Consider the following 16,007-nt stretch of genomic DNA (forward strand, 5'->3'; position numbering starts at 1 on the left):
CGCGGCCGTCCGGCACCGCTGGTGCCGCCGCACGCGCTGCGGCGGTCAGTGCTGCGATGCGCTCAACAACCGTTCCCAGCCGTCCTGGCCCAGGCGTTCCAGCGTCTGGATATTGCGTTCGACGATCACGTCCGGGTCCGGGAACGCGGCCACCGCGCGCTCCACGCTGTCTTCGCGCAGCAGGTGCAAGGTGGGGAAGGGCGAGCGGTTGGTGAAGTTGGCCACGTCATCCACCGCCGCGCCTGCGAACTGATAGTCCGGATGGAAGCTGGCCACCTGCAGCACGCCGTCCAGATCCAGCGCGTCCACCGCCGCGTCGGCGTTGTCGAGGAAGTCGTTGTAGTCCAGGAAATCGGTGAGCACGTCCGGATGCACGATCAAGGTGGTGTCGATCTGCTCGGCCGGCGTGTCGCGCAGCAGCACCAGCTCCTCGGCCAGTTGTTCGAGCAGCGCCTCGGGCGTGCTGGCATCGCTGAGCACCAGCCGCACCTGCTCCTTGACGTAGACCGCCTTGGCGAACGGGCACAGGTTCAAGCCGATCACCGCGCGCTCGATCCACTGGCGGGTGGCGGTCAACGGATCAAGCGTGGCAGGCGTGGGCGTCATCGTGGCGGCGGCGTGATGGTGGGCCAGTGTATGCGATCGCTGCCGGCGCGGCCGCCAGTGCCACTGCGGCGCCGCGCCGAGCGGGCGCGGCCGACATGGCGAGCCGAGTGCGGGGAAAACCCGCGGCAGTTGCAGCGCTCACGCGGATACGGCGTCATTGGCGTGCGCCCTTGAGGCCGACATGCGCGCGCAAGAATGCAATCGAGGCCCGCGCAACCGTATCGGCGTGCGGGGTCTTGTGCGGCGAGCCGATCGCATGCGCGCCGGTATCGAAGGCCATCGCGCAGGTGTGTGCCGGCGCGCTGCCGAGCGCGGCGAACATGGCCAGCATCGCCGACACCGAGGCGGTTGGATCCTCCTCGCCGTTGGCAGCGCGGTAATAGCCCAGAAACACCGGGCAGCGCACGCGTGGCCAGGGTGGATCGGCGGCAACCGCGTCGAACAGGCTGCGCAGCGCGCGGAAGCCGTCCGGGTGGATGGTGCTCGACCAGAACGCCAGGGACGCGGCGGTGCGCGGGCGTGGGTCGGTCAAGGGCGTTTGCGCGGCGCAGACCTGATCCAGCAGCGCCGGGTCGGCCGGCCGGATGCCCGGTGACCAGGCAATCACTGCGGCCACCGCATCGGGACGTTGCGCCGCCAGCCACAAGCCCAGCGTGGCGCCCATGGACGAGCCGACGATCGCCACGCGCGCGCCCATGCGCTGCGCCTGCGCCAGCGCATCCAGTGCCGAGGCCTGCAACACCGCCGGCGTCAGCCCCTGCATCGCATCGGCCGCGCTGCGGCCATGCCCTGGCCACCGGTGCACGTACAGGTTGGCAGCCAGCGCATCGGCGATCTGCTCGGGCAGGTCGCCGGCTTCTCCCGGGCTGGCGGTGAACCCGTGCAGGTACAGCAGCGCCAGCGGTGTGCGCGTCTGCGCGCCGGCATGCCAGTGCTGGCGCGCCCCGTTGCCCGGTTTCAGGTCAGCCGGTTGCATGGGGGGCCTGCGCGCCCAGGATGGCCAGCAACTCGTGCGCGTTGATCGGCTTGGACAGATAGCCGGCAACGCCGGCAGCGGTGGCCTCGCGCATCGAATCGGTGCGGGTGTCGGCGGTCAGCACGATGATCGGCGGCAGGGCGGCGATCGCCTCGCGCGCCTCCCGCAGCGCGTCCCAGCCCGAGGTGCCGGGCATGTGCAGGTCGAGGAACACCAGATCCGGCGCCGCTTCGCGGATGCGCTGCACCGCGTTGCTGCCATCGCTGTGAAAGCTCACCCGATGCCCGGCGCGGGTGAGCAGGTTGCCGATCACCAGCCGATTGGTGTCCAAGTCCTCGAACACCAGGCAATGCAGCGGCGGCACCGTTGCGGCATGCTGCTGCAGGGCCTCGCGCAGCGCCGGCGGTCGGCTGCGGTGCGCCGCGGCGGCAGCCAGCTCGAAGGTCCAGCGAAACACGCTGCCGCCGCCGGGATTGTCGCGCACGCTCAGGCTGCCGCCCATCGCGTCGGACACCGACAGCGCAATGTACAAACCCAGGCCGACCCCGCCCTCGGTGCGGTTGAAGCCGGTGCTGAGCTGGGTGAAGGGGGTGAAGATGTAGGCCTTCTGGTCGTCGGCAATGCCGATGCCGGTGTCGGTCACGGTCACCGAAATCGCCCAGCGCTGCTGCACCTGCGTGGCGGCGATCAGCACGTCCACCGACCCACCGGCCGGGGTGAACTTGATCGCATTGATGACCAGGTTGGTGATGACCTGTTCGATACGCCCCTCGTCGCCGATGAGGTCAGGCGTCTGTGCCGCATCGCTGCGCAGTTCCAGCGCCACGCCCTTGGTGGACGCGGCACTTGCACACACCGCTTTGACCGTGGCCAGCACATCGAGCAGGCTCAGCGGCTTGCTGTGCAGCTGCAGCCGGCCACCGTCGATGCTGGCCACGTCGATCACTTCGTTCACGCGGTGGCGCAGCGCGATCGCATTGACCGTCATCGCCTGCATCAGTTCGCGTTGTTGTGCCGACAAGGTATCGCCATCGATCAGCTGCGCGCAGTTGATGACCGCGTTCAACGGTGTGCGCAGTTCGTGATTCATGGTGCTGATGAAGCGGCTCTGCGCATCGCGCGAGGCCAGCGCCTGCAGGGCGATCTCCTGCATCGCGCTGACGATGCGCGCCACCAGCAGCGGCAGTACCACGCTCAGCGCCACCGCATACACGAAGTACGCAGGGCGCGAGAGCCAGTAGCCGGCCGGCGCGGTCAACAGCATCAGCACGAAGGTGCTGAGCAGCACCGGCAGCGTCGCCTTCTGCCCGTAGCGCGCCACCGCGGCGATGGTGATGAAGGGCAGGAAGGCATTCAGCGACATCAGCAGGATGAAGGCCAGATAGGTCTGGATGCCGATGAACAGCAGGTTCATCGCAAACCCGACCGCATCCAGCCACTCGCCCGGCGGGATGAGCCTGCGTCGCACCAGCACCATCCAGACCACCGCCAGCCCCCACAGCATCGCCGCGGTGGGGAACACCGCCTGCGCATCCCTGACCAGCACCGGCTGCGGCCCGTACAGCCAGCCGAAGCACCACAGGGCCACGATGGTCTGCACGATCACCCGGCCGACGCAGGCGCGGTATTCCAGGAACGATTCGAACAGCCGCACCAGCCGGTCGTTGCGCAGTTGCCGGGCGGCCAGAATCAGGCCGGGCGCTGCACGGTTGGATCCACTACGCATCGGGGCCGGTGTCGTCGTTGGGGAGGGTGCGTCGGTAATTCTTGACCAACAGGCCGGCCGCGGTCGCAATGGCGGTGTAGCGCTGCGCAAGCGCGCACCCGAGTTCGCCGCCGTCGACATCGCCGCGCAACTGGTCGCAGGCGTTCAGCAGTTCGGCAGAGCCGGTCAGCGAGAGCGTGTTCTTGAGCGAATGGATCTGCTCCAGCGCCTGCGCCCGGCTGGTGCCGGCCTGGCCGAGCGTGCAGCTGGCGATGGCGCGCTGCACTTCCGCCGCAAACGCATCGGCAAAGGTCGCAGCCGCCACCGGGTCCAGCCCGGCCAGCGTATGCAGCGTCGAGCCGGTTTCGATGCGCGGCTGTGCGTGCGTCATGGCGCACGCCGTCCCGGCAGCGGGCGGCGCCTGCGGCACCGTGGCCAGGTGCGCGCGTTGCAACAGGCTGGAGAGCAGGCCACGCATGCTTGCATCAGCTCCGTAACGCGCCGGCGCGCGCGTGGCCGATGCCCGGGTAACGGGCGGCCGACACACCGCGCCGCGCGGCCCGCCTGCACAGCGCGGCACAACAAGGCGCCGTATCAGCCACAACGCGTGCTCAGTCGCGGAAGTTGTCGAACTGCAACGGTAGCTCGAAATCGGCCTTCTTCAGCAGCGCCATCGCATCCTGCAGGTCGTCGCGCTTCTTGCCGCTCACGCGCAGCTTGTCGCCATTGATCTGCGCCTCGACCTTGAGCTTGGCCTCCTTGAGCTTGGCGACCAGCTGCTTGGCCTGTTTCTGCTCGATGCCCTGCTTGACGGTGACCTTCTGGCGCGCACCGGCCAGGTTGGTCTCCATGTCGCCGAACTCCAGACAGCGCACGTCGATGCCGCGTGCCAGCAGGCGCGCGCGCAGGATGTCGGTCATCTGCTTGACCTGGAAGTCGCTGGGTGCGGACTGGTTGATCGCCTTGCCGTCCTCCAGCTCGAACCTGGCTTCCACGCCCTTGAAATCGAAGCGCGTATCCAGCTCGCGATTGGCCTGGTCCACCGCATTGGTCAGTTCGTGCTTGTCGACTTCGGACACCACGTCGAAGGAAGGCATGCAAAGCTCCTGCTCTCTATAAACAGCCGCCATTCTAGGGCATCGTGTCGTCGCCCCGGTCCACACGCGGTTGGCAGTCTGCGCGCAAGCGCAGCGATAATGGCCCATGCCCACCACCCGCTCTCCGCTTCCCGCCATCACCTGGATGGTGGCCGCCGTGGCCTGCTTCTCGCTGATGGATGCGGGAATGAAGCTGCTGTCGGCGCATTACCCGCCGCTGCAGGTCACCCTGCTGCGTGGCGCCGCCTCGCTGCCGTTCGTGCTGGTGTGGGTATTTGCCACCGCCGGCCCGCGCTCGATCGTGCCGGTGCGCTGGGGCCTGCACCTGCTGCGCGGGGTATTGGGCATGGTGATGATCGGCTGCTTCGTCTACGGCCTGAAGCGCATGCCGTTGTCGACCGCCTACACGCTGTATTTCGTCGCCCCGTTGCTGGTGGCGGCGCTGTCGGTGCCGTTGCTGGGCGAGCGGGTCGGGCCGCGGCGCTGGACGGCGATCGGGATTGGCCTGGTCGGGGTGATCGTGGTGTTGCGCCCGGGCGTGGACGGGCTGATCTCGCTGCCCGGGCTGATGGTGCTGCTGGCGGCCACCGCCTATGCCATCGCCGCCATCAGCGTGAGTCTGCTGACCCGCACCGACACCCCGCAGGCGATGGTGGTGTCGTTCCTGCTGTTCATGGCGGTCGGCGCCGGCCTGCTGGCCATTCCCGACTGGGTGCCGTTGCGGGGCGAGCACGCCTGGCTGATCGCCGGCATGGGCCTGGCTGGCGCACTGGGGCAGATTGCGCTGACCCAGGCCTTCCTGCGCGGCGAGGCCTCGATGATCGCGCCGCTGGAATACACCGGCCTGGTCTGGGTGATCGGCTTGGACTGGCTGCTGTGGCAGACCCTGCCCGATGGCTGGACCTGGACCGGCGCCGGCATCATCGTCGCCAGCGGGCTGTACTTGCTGCGGCGGGAGCGGATACGGCAGGCGGATCGCCCGGCGGCGTTGGATAGGCCGTGATTCGGGATTCGGGATTGGGGATTCGGGATTGGGGATTGGGGAGTCGGGATTGGGGAGTCGGGATTCGCAAAAGTCAGGGCGCCTTGCCGTTGCTCTAACGAATCCCCAATCCCGAATCCCCATGGTTAGAACCTAATGGAATATCGTCCGCAAACATTGACTGGTAGGCTTCACGGCCCCCCAATCGGCCACGCGCGGTGATCCAGTTTCAGCGCCTGCACAAGTCTTATTCCGTTGACGGTCGCCAGGTCGTGGCGCTGCATCCCCTCGACCTGCGGATCGGCCCCGGCGAGGTGTTCGGCATCATCGGCCACTCCGGTGCCGGCAAATCGACGCTGATCCGGCTGATCAACCGGCTGGAAGAACCCAGCGGCGGGCGGCTGCTGATCGGCGAGGAGGACGTCACCGCGCTGGACAGCCAGGGCCTGCGCGCGCTGCGCCGGCGTGTCGGGATGATCTTCCAGCACTTCAACCTGCTGTCCTCGCGCACCGTGGCCGGCAATGTGGCGTTTCCGCTGGAACTGGCCGGTACCCCGCGCGCCGAGGTCGATGCGCGCGTGGCCGAGCTGCTGGCGCGGGTCGGGCTGGAGCAGCACGCCGGCAAGTACCCGGCGCAGCTGTCCGGCGGGCAGAAGCAGCGCGTGGGCATTGCGCGCGCGCTGGCCACCCGGCCGCAGATCCTGCTGTGCGACGAGGCCACCAGCGCGCTGGACCCGCAGACCACCGCCTCGGTGCTGCAGCTGCTGGCCCAGATCAACCGCGAGCTGGGCCTGACCATCGTGCTGATCACCCACGAGATGGACGTGATCCGCCGGGTCTGCGACCGCGTCGCGGTGCTCGATGCCGGCAAGCTGGTGGAAACCGGCCCGGTGACCGAGGTGTTCCTGCATCCGCAGCACCCCACCACCCGGCGCTTCGTGTCCGAGGCCGAACACGTGGACGAGGCCGAGCTGCATCGCGACTTCGCTGCGGTGGGCGGAAGCATCGTGCGGCTGACCTTCCTGGGCAACGGCACCTATGAACCGGTGCTCGGCCGCATCGCCCGCGAGACCGGGGTGGACTACAACATCCTGTCCGGGCGCGTGGACCGCATCAAGGACACCCCGTATGGGCAGCTCATCGTCGCCCTGACCGGCGGCGACCATAACGCGGCACGCGCCGGCTTCGTCGCCGCCGGCGTGCACGTGGAGGATTTGCGCGCATGACCCTGTTGATCGCGACCACCAGCGGGTTTTTCCGCAATCTCGACGCCGGCAAGTGGGGCGACATCGGCCAGGCCACCCTGGACACCCTGCTGATGCTCGCCGGCGCGCTGCCGCTGACGCTGTTGATCGGGCTGCCGTTGGGGGTGGCGCTGTTCCTGTGCGGCGCCCCGCAGCTGCGCCGCCGCCCGGTGCTGTACGGCGCGCTCGCGGCAGTGATCAACCTGCTGCGCTCGGTGCCCTTCATCATCCTGATGATCGCGATGATTCCGCTCACGCTGACGCTGATGGGCACCTCGCTGGGCGTGCGCGGCGCGATCCTGCCGCTGGTGGTCGGTGCCGCGCCGTTCTATGCGCGGCTGGTGGAAACCGCCTTGCGCGAAGTGGACCGCGGGATCATCGAGGCCAGCCAGGCGATGGGCGCCACCACCCGCCAGCTGGTGCTGCGCGTGCTGCTGCCCGAAGCCCGCCCGGGCCTGATCGCCGGTGCCACCGTGACCACCATCGCGCTGATCGGTTTCACCGCGATGGGCGGTGCGATCGGCTCCGGCGGGCTGGGCGATGTCGCGTACCGCGAGGGTTATCTGCGCTCGCATTCGGATGTCGCGCTGATCACCGTGATCGCCCTGCTGGTGCTGGTGCAGCTGCTGCAGATGCTGGGCGACTGGCTGGTGGCGCGCTACAGCCGGCGCTGAGGTCTGCCGCGACCGGGTGCCGCGTGGCGCGGAGGGCCACGCAGGCCACACGCGCTTGCGAATCGCCGCTGCACCCGCGGTCTGCTAGGTTTACCTCTTGCGGCAGTGCCGCATTCCTCCTCCCACGGACCCCTACATGAGCACATTCGCGTTTCGTTCCCTCCTGGCTGCGGCCACGCTGGCCCTGGCTTCCTGTGGCGGTAGCGGCGGCAGTAGCGGCGGCGACACGCTGACGGTGGCCGCCACCGCGGTGCCACACGCCGAAATCCTGGAGGTGGTCGAACCGCTGCTGGCCAAGCAGGGCGTCAAGCTGGACGTGCGCGTGTTCAACGACTACGTGCAGCCCAACGACCAGGTCGTGCAGAAGCAGATCGACGTCAATTACTTCCAGACCGAGCCGTATCTGGATGCCTACAACCGCGACCGCAAGAGCCAGCTGGTGACCGTGGTCGGCGTGCATATCGAACCGTTCGGCGCGTATTCGCGCCGGTTCAAGGCATTGGCCGAACTGCCCAACGGTGCCGACGTGGTGATTCCCAACGACCCGAGCAACAACAGCCGCGCGCTGATCCTGCTGGACAAGGCGGGCGTGATCAAACTCAAGGATCCGAGCAACGCCCTGTCCAGCCAGCGCGACATCGTCGAGAACCCCAAGCAGCTGAAGTTCCGCGAGCTCGATTCGGCGATGCTGCCGCGCGTGCTCGACCAGGTCGACCTGGCGCTGATCAACACCAACTACGCGCTCGACGCCGGCCTCAACCCGACCCGCGACGCGCTGGCGATCGAGAGCAAGGACTCGCCGTACGTGAACTTCCTGGTCTCGCGCCCGGACAACAAGGACGATCCGCGCGTGCAGAAGCTGGCCAAGGCCTTGACCAGCCCGGAAGTGAAGGCGTTCATCGAGCAGAAGTACAAAGGCGCGGTGTTGCCGGCGTTCTGAGAGCGGCTAACAAACCGACTGCGCTCACTGCCAGGCGGGCGCGGTCGCTGCTCGGCGTCGGCATGCACCACGCGGACACGTCGGTTCCGAGCGCGCCGTCCACGGCCACCTGACGGCCGCGCGCTACGTCGTGCTGGTCACTCCTTGCCGCCACCGAGCATCCGATGCCACTTCTCCTCGCCATTCCGCTGGCCGTGATCATCGCCCTGGCGGTACTTGCGGTGCTGTTGCCGTTGTCGCTGGTGCAGCGCTTTCGTGTCGGTACCGCGCGGCGGCAGGCACGTGGCTGGCTGTTGATGATCAATCTGGTCTCGGCCGGCCTGTCCACCGTGTTGTTTGTGATCTTCGTACTGATCGCTGCCGCGTTCTGGCCGGGCGCGATCAGCCACGCCGCCTTCGGCTGGGCCTGCGGGCTGGCGCTGGGCGTGCTGGCGTTGCGCCTGACCCGCTTTGAGCGCACCCAGCAGGGCCTGTTCTACCGGCCCAACCTGTGGCTGGTGCTGGCCCTGACCGCGCTGGTGGTGGTGCGCGTGATCGCGGGCATGGTGCAGGGGTGGCGCAGCACCTGGCAGGGAGCGACCTGGCCAACGGAAGGGTGGCTCAGCCACGCCAGCCTGTTGGGCGCGGCTGGCGTCTTGCTCGGCTACGCGCTGGCCTATGCCACCTTGCTGTGGTGGCGCTGGCGCAGTGCGCGCCTGCGCGGCAGCGTCTACTGGCGGTGAGCTGGCGCGCGTACGTAGCGAATGGCTGTGCTTCACTGGCACTGGCACTGGCACCACCGGCATCATCCGCACCGGCAATCGCAATCGCACTGGTATGGAAGGGCACGGACGCGGGCGGGCTATCCCTCGCACGCAGCGTTCCCACGCAGATCGCGTGCGAGATTCAGCGCTTCGCAATCGATGCAGCACCGCGCTTTCCACGCGCATAAAAAAACGGGCCTTGCGGCCCGTTTTTGTTCGACTGAAACGCCGCTTGCCTGCGCGTGCTTAGAAGCGCGCGCCGACGCCGAAGCCGACGGTCCACGGATCCAGTTCCAGCTCGCTGCCGGTGCCCTGGCCGCCCACGCGCAGTTCCGGACGCGAACGCATGTAGCGGGCGTCGGCACGTGCGAACCAGGTGGAGTTGATGTTCATGTCCACGCCGACGGTGCCGATGACACCCTTGGCGGTGTCCAGGCCCACGTGCTGGCCGGTGGCCGACGCCGCGTCGATCTTCTCGTTGCTGAAGTTCGACTCGTAGTAGCCCACGCCCACGAACGGACGGAACACGTTATCGGCCTGGCCGAAGTGGTACTGGCCGCTGATGGCGATCGGCTGCTGCTCGACGGTGCCGATCTTGCCCACGCCATCGGCGTTGACACGGTGGTTGAACTTGTCGGCGGCGCCCCACAGTTCAACGGCCCAGTTGTCGTTGATGTAGTAGCTGGCGCTCAGCGTCGGCGCCGGGCCGCCATCGACGTCCAGGCCCGGGGCCGGATCGTTCTTCGGCTTGATCAGCGCAACACCGCCGACCACTGCCCAATGCTTTCCGGAGGCGCTGTCGGCGCTGGTGGAAGCCGAGGAGGTATCGCCGGTGTAGGTGGTGTCTTGTGCAAATGCAGACGGGGCAAACGCAAGTGCGGATACGGCAGCCAGGCTCAGGATGGAAATGGCACGCATTGGGGGTCTCCTCAGTATTCTTGTTGGGCCCGTGGAGTGGGCCGCGCCAAAGCTATTCCTGAAAATCTGAATCCACGCCCACCCGTGGCTCGCTAAAATTTCGTTTGTTCAGCAAGTTTCCGGAGAAGGCCGTGGCTGCAATGGGCAAGCTGAAAAAGGCATTCACGCAGATGCGACCGTTGTGATGAAAACCGACGTCTTGCAGGGCCTTCCAGCGCACATTCCTAACGATTGCCGTGTCCTGGTGCTCGGCTCGATGCCCGGCAACGCCTCGTTGCAGGCATCGATGTACTACGCCCATCCGCGCAACCGTTTCTGGCCGCTGATGCAGGCATTGCTGGGCATCGATGCCGGGTTGGCGTATCCGGCCCGGCTGCAGGCGCTGGCCGGCTGCGGGATCGGCCTGTGGGATGTGATCGGCCAATGCGCGCGGCGCGGCAGCCTGGACACGGCCATCGTCGCCAGCAGCATCGTGGTCAACCCACTGGCGGCGCGGCTGGCCACGCTGCCGCAGCTGCGCGCAGTGGCCTGCAATGGCGCGGCCGCCGCGCAGGCATGGCGCCGGCATGTGTGGCCGCTGCTGCCGGGTGCGCTGCGTGCAGTGCCGATGTGGGCGTTGCCATCCACCAGCCCGGCCAATGCGGCATGGTCGCTGCCGCGGCTGTGCGACGCCTGGCAGCCGCTGCGCGACGCGCTGGATTAACGAGGTTGGATCGCCACCCAGCCACTTCACGATCGAGGCATCCGTGGGGCGAAGGGCGCCGTTGGCGCCAGCTGCCCGCATGCGGCCGGTCCAGCCAGCACGTGTGAGCACCGCAGTGCGGCCATGCTGGTGACGGCGCAGCCACCGGCCGGAAGTCATGCCAGCCTCCGGCACGGGCAGGTGCGCCTCGTGCGCAGGCATGCTGCCCCCAACCCATAACGGAAACGACCAGATGGCGATCAAGCACGCACGACCGAGGGCAGCGGGCCTGCTGCTGGGCCTGCTGGTTGCCGGACAGGCCGCCAGCGCCGACGATCTGCACTGCAACGTCAGCAGCGACTACGACCTCACGCTCAATCCGCGCAGCGTGATCCTGATCCGCACCCCGGGTACCTCGGGCACGTCGGATACCTCGGGCGCGCCGCAGCGGCTGGTGCTGCGTCAGGGCGCGTTGTTCGTCGACGACCACTGGGTCGCGTTGAGCGCGGACGATCGCGCCCGGTTGATCCAGTTCGAGCGGCAGACCCGCGAGGTAGTGCCGCTGGCCCAGGAGGTCGGGCGCAAAGCGGCCGATATCGCCGTCACCGCGCTGGGCGAGGTGGCGGCCGGCTTCAGCCGCAGCCCCGAGGCCACGCGCGTGCAACTGGCGGCCGTGCGCGAAAAGATCGACATGCGCCTGAAGCAGAGCTTCGGGAAAAGCCAGCTGACCTCGATCGATATCGATGACGACATCGGCGCGATGGTGGCCGAGCTGCTGCCGCAGCTGATCGGCGATGTCGTCGCCGGCGCGGTGCATTCGGCACTGACCGGAAACGATCTGCAGCTGCGGTCGCTGGAGGGGGTGGAAACGCGCATCGAGCGCCTGATCGAGCCGCAGGCGCGTGCACTGCGACCACGCGCGCAACAACTGTGTGCACGGGTCGAAGCGCTCGACGGCCTGGACAATGCGCTGGCGTATCGTTTGCCCTCGGGCGAGCCACTGCAACTGTTGCGGGTCGATCGCCACGCGTCGAAATGATCCGGCGCCTGCGCCTGCGAACGCTGCGTCCCGCCCGACGCGCGACTTTTTCCACGGCAATGGTTGGCGCTGCGGGCCGCAGCCGGCCACAATAGGGGTTTCCCCATTCTGTTGCCGGAGTTCCCCGTATGGCCGAAATCAAGGAAGCACTTGTCCCCGATATCGGTGACTACAGCGATGTCCCGGTAATCGAGGTGCTGGTGTCGGTCGGCGATACGGTCAGCAAGGACCAGAGCCTGGTCACGCTGGAATCGGACAAGGCCACGATGGAAGTGCCTTCGTCGGTGGCCGGCGTGGTCAAGGAGATCAAGGTCAAGGTCGGCGATTCGCTGTCGCAGGGCGCGCTGGTCGCGCTGATCGAAGTGGCCGATGCAGGCACCGAGACCGCCGCGGCACCTGCACCGGCCGCCGCTCCCGCCGCCCCGGCCAAGGCCGCTGCCGCGCCGGCGCCTGCCGCCAAGGCCGAGCCGGCCGCGCCCGCCGCGTCTTCGGAAGGCGGCCTGGTCGAGGCCCGCGTGCCCGATATCGGCGACTACACCGACATCCCGGTGATCGAGGTGCTGGTCGCCGTCGGCGATACCGTTGCCAAGGACCAGAGCCTGGTCACGCTGGAATCGGACAAGGCCACGATGGAAGTGCCGTCCTCGGCCGCCGGCGTGGTCAAGGAACTCAAGGTCAAGGTCGGCGACACGCTCTCGCAGGGCAACGTGGTGGCGATCATCGCTGCCAGCGATGGCGGCGCCGGTGCGGCGCAATCTCCGGCCAAGCCCAGCACCGACACCGCCGAAACCGCCGGCAAGGTCGAACCGGTCGCGGTGTCCGCGGTGCCGGACAAGCTGGCCCAGCGCGAGATCGCGCAGGTGCAGGGCGCTCGCTCCAGTGGGGCCGCGCAGCCTGCGCAGGGCGGCCAGCCGTCCGCCGGCAGCCCGTCCAGCCCGCCGGTGACCTTCGACGCCGACAGCGTGCTGCCGTCCAAGGTGGCCTACGCCAGCCCGGTGGTGCGCGTGTTCGCCCGCGAGCTCGGCGTGGACCTGAACCAGCTCAAGGGCAGCGAAAAGGGCGGCCGCATCACCCGTGAGGACGTGCAGCGCTTCGTCAAGGCCGCTCTCAGCGGCGGCGCGCCTGCCGCAGCCGGTGCTGCGCCGGCCGGTGGCGGCACGGGGCTGAACCTGCTGGCCTGGCCGAAGGTGGACTTCAGCAAGTTCGGCGAGACCGAGACCCAGCCGCTGTCGCGCATCAAGAAGATTTCCGGTGCCAACCTGGCGCGTAACTGGGCGATGATTCCGCACGTCACCCAGTTCGAATCGGCCGACATCACCGACCTGGAAGCGCTGCGCGTGGCGCTGAACAAGGAAAACGAGAAGGCTGGCATCAAGCTGACCATGCTCGCCTTCCTGGTCAAGGCCAGTGCCGCGGCGTTGAAGAAGTTCCCCGAGTTCAATGCCTCGCTGGATGCGGCCGGCGAAAACCTGACGTTGAAGAAGTACATCAACATCGGCTTCGCCGCCGATACGCCGAACGGCCTGGTCGTGCCGGTGATCCGCGACGTCGACAAGAAGGGCGTGCTGCAGATCGCGCAGGAAAGCGGCGAGCTGGCCAAGAAGGCGCGCGACGGCAAGCTCGGCCCGGCCGACATGAGCGGCGGCTGCTTCTCGATCAGCTCGCTCGGCGGCATCGGTGGTACCGCGTTCACGCCGATCATCAATGCGCCGGAAGTGGCGATCCTGGGCGTGTCCAAGTCGGCGATGCAGCCGGTGTGGAACGGCAAGGAGTTCGCGCCCAAGCTGATGCTGCCGTTGTCGTTGAGCTACGACCACCGCGTCATCGACGGCGCGCTGGCCGCACGCTTCACCACCTACCTCAGCCAGGTGCTGGCCGACATGCGCCGCGTCCTGCTGTGAGAGCAGCGCTGCTGACGCTTGCCCTGCTGGGCGTGCTGCCGTGGACATCGGCGGCGGCACGCCAGTGCGAGAGCACGCTCGGGCGCGGCTGGCCGCCGGCGGTGGGCAACTACGGCACCGCGGTGACCACGCTGCTCGACGCCGGTACCAGGCCGAGCCTGGCGTTGCTGACGCTGCCTACCCGCGGCGTGGAAAGCGGGGTGTCGCTGGTGCCGGGCAAGGATGGTGCCGACTGGACCCTGCGGCATAGCCGCGCCGATGAGCGCGTCTACAGCTGGGTCAGCCAGAGCGACCGCGGCAGCGTGCAGTTCCGCACCGAGCAGACCCCGGAAACGGTGGAGATCCCGATCCCGGCGGCATTGGCAGAACGCCTGGTCAGCCGCTGGAGCGGCGCACTGACGCAACTGGCACCAGTCGGCCGCAGCGCGCCGGTAAGCGAGGGCGAGGTGCTGTCGTTCCAGGTCGATGGCGTGCGTTACAGCGGCACCCGCCCGAGCTGCGGCGCTGGCGAGCTGCTGCTGCAGCAGGCCGCGTTGCTGATCGAAGCCAGCGAAAGCAAGCAAAACAAGCGCGACAAGCGCTGGACCCAAATCGAATCGTCGCTGGATGAACTCCAGCAGACGCTTGCCGGCACGGCCGGTTGAGCCACAGGAGAAGCAAATGGCGGTCATTGAAATCAAGGTTCCCGACATCGGCGATTACAGCGATGTCCCCGTCATCGAAGTGCTGGTCGCCGTCGGCGACAGCGTGGTCAAGGACCAGGGCCTGGTGACGCTGGAGTCGGACAAGGCCACGCTGGAAGTGCCGTCCTCGGCCGCTGGCGTGGTGAAGGAGCTCAAGGTCAAGATTGGCGACACCCTGTCCGAAGGTGCGCTGGTGCTGCTCCTGGAAGCCGAGGGCGAGGCCGCTGCCGCACCCGCCGCGCCGAAGGCCGAGACCAAGGCCGCTGCGCCTGCTGCGGCCCCCGCAGCTGCCGCGCCCGGCAGCAAGCCGCCGGTGACGCCGTCGCATCGCGCCCCGGCCGAACCGGCGCCGTCCAAGCCGGCACTGGCCAGCGGCAAGCCGGCCGATATCGAATGCAAGATGGTGGTGCTCGGCGCCGGCCCTGGCGGCTACACCGCCGCGTTCCGCGCCGCCGACCTGGGCCTGGACACGGTGCTGATCGAGCGCTACGCCAGCCTGGGCGGGGTCTGCCTCAACGTCGGCTGCATCCCGTCCAAGGCGCTGCTGCATGCCGCCGCGGTGATTGACGAAGTGGCGCATGCCGGCGACTTCGGCGTGGACTTCGGCCAGCCCCAGATCACCCTGGACAAGCTGCGCGAGTACAAGGAAAAGGTCGTCGGCAAGCTCACTGGCGGCCTGGCCAGCATGGCCAAGCAGCGCAAGGTGCGTACCGTCACCGGCGTGGCGTCGTTCGTGTCGCCCAACGAGCTGGAGATCGTCGGCGACGACGGCAAGACCCAGCTGCTGCGCTTCGAGCACTGCATCATCGCCGCCGGTTCGCAAGCGGTGAAGCTGCCCAACTTCCCGTGGGACGACAAGCGCGTGATGGATTCCACCGACGCGCTGGAACTGCACGACATCCCCAAGACCCTGCTGGTGGTCGGCGGCGGCATCATCGGCCTGGAAATGGCCACGGTGTACAGCGCGCTCGGCAGCAAGGTCACCGTGGTCGAGTTCATGGACCAGCTGATGCCAGGTGCCGACAAGGACCTGGTCAAGCCGCTGGCCGATCGGCTGAAGAAGCAGGGCGTGGAGGTCCATCTCAAGACCAAGGCCACCGACGTCAAGGCCGACGCCAGCGGCATCACGGTGTCGTTCGAAGCGGCCAGCGAAGACGACAAGCCCGGCCTGCAGGCCACAGCGTTCGACCGCGTGCTGGTGGCCGTGGGCCGCTCGCCCAATGGCAAGAAGATCGGCGCGGAAAAGGCCGGCGTTACCGTCACCGATCGCGGCTTCATTCCGGTCGATCGGCAGATGCGCACCAACGTGCCGCACATCTTCGCCATCGGCGACATCGTCGGTAACCCGATGCTGGCGCACAAGGCCACCCACGAAGGCAAGCTGGCCGCCGAAGTGGCTGCCGGCGAGAAGAAGGAGTGGGTGGCGCGGGTGATCCCGTCGGTGGCCTACACCAACCCGGAAATCGCCTGGGTCGGCGTCACCGAGACCGAGGCCAAAGCCAAGGGCCTGAAGGTCGGCGTGGCCAAGTTCCCATGGGCGGCCAGCGGCCGTGCGATCGGCATCGGCCGCACCGAGGGCTTCACCAAGCTGATCTTCGACGAAGACACCCATCGCATCATCGGTGGTGCCATCGTCGGCGTGCATGCCGGCGACCTGCTGGCCGAGATCGGGTTGGCGATCGAGATGGGCGCCGAAGCCGAAGACATCGGCCACACCATCCATGCGCATCCGACCCTAAGCGAGTCGGTCGGCATGGCCGCCGAGGTCTACGACGGCACCATCACCGACCTGTACATCCCGAAGAAGAAGTAAGCGC

At 67.9% G+C, this 16,007-nt stretch carries 16 protein-coding genes and 1 other RNA gene; 11 read left to right on the forward strand and 6 right to left on the reverse strand.

The window, feature by feature from the left end; genetic code table 11:
• Positions 1 to 45: 45 nt before the first annotated feature.
• The 5 genes from CPBF1521_RS18270 to CPBF1521_RS18290 all read right to left on the reverse strand — a co-directional run bounded on the left by CPBF1521_RS18270 (position 46) and on the right by CPBF1521_RS18290 (position 4,384).
• Positions 46 to 606 carry a DUF1415 domain-containing protein gene (locus CPBF1521_RS18270; RefSeq protein WP_104583230.1) on the reverse strand — a complete coding sequence of 187 codons (561 nt, stop codon included), beginning with the start codon at positions 604 to 606 and terminating at the stop codon, positions 46 to 48.
• Between the two features lie 154 nt (positions 607 to 760).
• Entirely contained in the window at positions 761 to 1,582 is an 822-nt protein-coding gene (locus CPBF1521_RS18275) for an alpha/beta hydrolase (RefSeq protein ID WP_115677856.1), read from the reverse strand.
• On the reverse strand, positions 1,569 to 3,308 hold the full coding sequence (locus CPBF1521_RS18280) for an ATP-binding response regulator (RefSeq protein WP_115677857.1): 1,740 nt from the start codon (positions 3,306 to 3,308) through the stop codon (positions 1,569 to 1,571). Before CPBF1521_RS18280 ends, CPBF1521_RS18275 begins: the two co-directional genes overlap by 14 nt.
• Positions 3,301 to 3,765, reverse strand: a complete 465-nt coding sequence (locus tag CPBF1521_RS18285) for a hypothetical protein (protein ID WP_115677858.1) — start codon at positions 3,763 to 3,765, stop codon at positions 3,301 to 3,303. Before CPBF1521_RS18285 ends, CPBF1521_RS18280 begins: the two co-directional genes overlap by 8 nt.
• A 133-nt stretch (positions 3,766 to 3,898) precedes the next feature.
• Positions 3,899 to 4,384 carry a YajQ family cyclic di-GMP-binding protein gene (locus CPBF1521_RS18290; RefSeq protein WP_016903460.1) on the reverse strand — a complete coding sequence of 162 codons (486 nt, stop codon included), beginning with the start codon at positions 4,382 to 4,384 and terminating at the stop codon, positions 3,899 to 3,901.
• Positions 4,385 to 4,490: 106 nt separating this feature from the next.
• Between CPBF1521_RS18290 and CPBF1521_RS18295 the strand changes: the two genes are divergently transcribed.
• From CPBF1521_RS18295 to CPBF1521_RS18320, 6 genes are all read left to right on the forward strand, one after another.
• Positions 4,491 to 5,387, forward strand: coding sequence for a DMT family transporter (locus tag CPBF1521_RS18295; RefSeq protein WP_104583234.1), 897 nt, complete (start codon positions 4,491 to 4,493; stop codon positions 5,385 to 5,387).
• A gap of 197 nt (positions 5,388 to 5,584) precedes the next feature.
• Positions 5,585 to 6,592: a methionine ABC transporter ATP-binding protein gene (locus CPBF1521_RS18300; RefSeq protein ID WP_104583235.1), complete on the forward strand. Its 1,008-nt coding sequence runs from the start codon at positions 5,585 to 5,587 to the stop codon at positions 6,590 to 6,592.
• Positions 6,589 to 7,284, forward strand: coding sequence for a methionine ABC transporter permease (locus tag CPBF1521_RS18305; RefSeq protein WP_115677859.1), 696 nt, complete (start codon positions 6,589 to 6,591; stop codon positions 7,282 to 7,284). The genes CPBF1521_RS18300 and CPBF1521_RS18305 overlap by 4 nt, the downstream gene beginning before the upstream one ends.
• A gap of 136 nt (positions 7,285 to 7,420) precedes the next feature.
• Positions 7,421 to 8,224 carry a MetQ/NlpA family ABC transporter substrate-binding protein gene (locus tag CPBF1521_RS18310; protein WP_024940265.1) on the forward strand — a complete coding sequence of 268 codons (804 nt, stop codon included), beginning with the start codon at positions 7,421 to 7,423 and terminating at the stop codon, positions 8,222 to 8,224.
• 62 nt (positions 8,225 to 8,286) lie between these two features.
• Positions 8,287 to 8,363, forward strand: a non-coding RNA gene (locus CPBF1521_RS18315) — sX9 sRNA.
• 25 nt (positions 8,364 to 8,388) lie between these two features.
• Positions 8,389 to 8,946, forward strand: a complete 558-nt coding sequence (locus CPBF1521_RS18320; RefSeq protein ID WP_115677860.1) for a CcdC protein domain-containing protein — start codon at positions 8,389 to 8,391, stop codon at positions 8,944 to 8,946.
• 267 nt (positions 8,947 to 9,213) lie between these two features.
• Here the strand turns inward: CPBF1521_RS18320 and CPBF1521_RS18325 are convergent, their stop codons facing one another.
• Positions 9,214 to 9,885: an OmpW/AlkL family protein gene (locus CPBF1521_RS18325; RefSeq protein WP_016901022.1), complete on the reverse strand. Its 672-nt coding sequence runs from the start codon at positions 9,883 to 9,885 to the stop codon at positions 9,214 to 9,216.
• A 184-nt stretch (positions 9,886 to 10,069) separates the two neighbouring features.
• On the opposite strand from CPBF1521_RS18325, the gene CPBF1521_RS18330 reads away from it, so the two are divergent.
• From CPBF1521_RS18330 to lpdA, 5 genes are all read left to right on the forward strand, one after another.
• Positions 10,070 to 10,588: a DNA-deoxyinosine glycosylase gene (locus CPBF1521_RS18330; RefSeq protein ID WP_115677861.1), complete on the forward strand. Its 519-nt coding sequence runs from the start codon at positions 10,070 to 10,072 to the stop codon at positions 10,586 to 10,588.
• A gap of 232 nt (positions 10,589 to 10,820) precedes the next feature.
• On the forward strand, positions 10,821 to 11,606 hold the full coding sequence (locus CPBF1521_RS18335; protein WP_115677862.1) for a DUF2884 family protein: 786 nt from the start codon (positions 10,821 to 10,823) through the stop codon (positions 11,604 to 11,606).
• A 128-nt stretch (positions 11,607 to 11,734) separates the two neighbouring features.
• On the forward strand, positions 11,735 to 13,507 hold the full coding sequence (locus CPBF1521_RS18340; RefSeq protein WP_115677863.1) for a dihydrolipoyllysine-residue acetyltransferase: 1,773 nt from the start codon (positions 11,735 to 11,737) through the stop codon (positions 13,505 to 13,507).
• Positions 13,504 to 14,151 (forward strand): hypothetical protein, encoded by a 648-nt coding sequence (locus CPBF1521_RS18345; RefSeq protein WP_115677864.1) that lies wholly within the window; start codon positions 13,504 to 13,506, stop codon positions 14,149 to 14,151. Before CPBF1521_RS18340 ends, CPBF1521_RS18345 begins: the two co-directional genes overlap by 4 nt.
• A 16-nt stretch (positions 14,152 to 14,167) precedes the next feature.
• Positions 14,168 to 16,003 (forward strand): dihydrolipoyl dehydrogenase, encoded by a 1,836-nt coding sequence (gene lpdA, locus CPBF1521_RS18350; RefSeq protein WP_115677865.1) that lies wholly within the window; start codon positions 14,168 to 14,170, stop codon positions 16,001 to 16,003.
• Positions 16,004 to 16,007 lie beyond the last annotated feature (4 nt).

This window comes from Xanthomonas euroxanthea (genome assembly GCF_900476395.1).
Taxonomy (GTDB): domain Bacteria; phylum Pseudomonadota; class Gammaproteobacteria; order Xanthomonadales; family Xanthomonadaceae; genus Xanthomonas; species Xanthomonas euroxanthea.

Bases quoted from the DNA above. Each gene is read 5' to 3' on its own strand.
- CPBF1521_RS18275 (WP_115677856.1), bottom strand. From the start codon at position 1,582: ATGCAACCGGCTGACCTGAAACCGGGCAACGGGGCGCGCCAGCACTGG.
- CPBF1521_RS18305 (WP_115677859.1), top strand. From the start codon at position 6,589: ATGACCCTGTTGATCGCGACCACCAGCGGGTTTTTCCGCAATCTCGAC.
- CPBF1521_RS18280 (WP_115677857.1), bottom strand. From the start codon at position 3,308: ATGCGTAGTGGATCCAACCGTGCAGCGCCCGGCCTGATTCTGGCCGCC.
- CPBF1521_RS18310 (WP_024940265.1), top strand. From the start codon at position 7,421: ATGAGCACATTCGCGTTTCGTTCCCTCCTGGCTGCGGCCACGCTGGCC.
- CPBF1521_RS18325 (WP_016901022.1), bottom strand. From the start codon at position 9,885: ATGCGTGCCATTTCCATCCTGAGCCTGGCTGCCGTATCCGCACTTGCG.
- CPBF1521_RS18285 (WP_115677858.1), bottom strand. From the start codon at position 3,765: ATGCGTGGCCTGCTCTCCAGCCTGTTGCAACGCGCGCACCTGGCCACG.
- CPBF1521_RS18290 (WP_016903460.1), bottom strand. From the start codon at position 4,384: ATGCCTTCCTTCGACGTGGTGTCCGAAGTCGACAAGCACGAACTGACC.
- CPBF1521_RS18270 (WP_104583230.1), bottom strand. From the start codon at position 606: ATGACGCCCACGCCTGCCACGCTTGATCCGTTGACCGCCACCCGCCAG.
- CPBF1521_RS18340 (WP_115677863.1), top strand. From the start codon at position 11,735: ATGGCCGAAATCAAGGAAGCACTTGTCCCCGATATCGGTGACTACAGC.
- CPBF1521_RS18320 (WP_115677860.1), top strand. From the start codon at position 8,389: ATGCCACTTCTCCTCGCCATTCCGCTGGCCGTGATCATCGCCCTGGCG.
- lpdA (WP_115677865.1), top strand. From the start codon at position 14,168: ATGGCGGTCATTGAAATCAAGGTTCCCGACATCGGCGATTACAGCGAT.
- CPBF1521_RS18330 (WP_115677861.1), top strand. From the start codon at position 10,070: ATGAAAACCGACGTCTTGCAGGGCCTTCCAGCGCACATTCCTAACGAT.
- CPBF1521_RS18335 (WP_115677862.1), top strand. From the start codon at position 10,821: ATGGCGATCAAGCACGCACGACCGAGGGCAGCGGGCCTGCTGCTGGGC.
- CPBF1521_RS18295 (WP_104583234.1), top strand. From the start codon at position 4,491: ATGCCCACCACCCGCTCTCCGCTTCCCGCCATCACCTGGATGGTGGCC.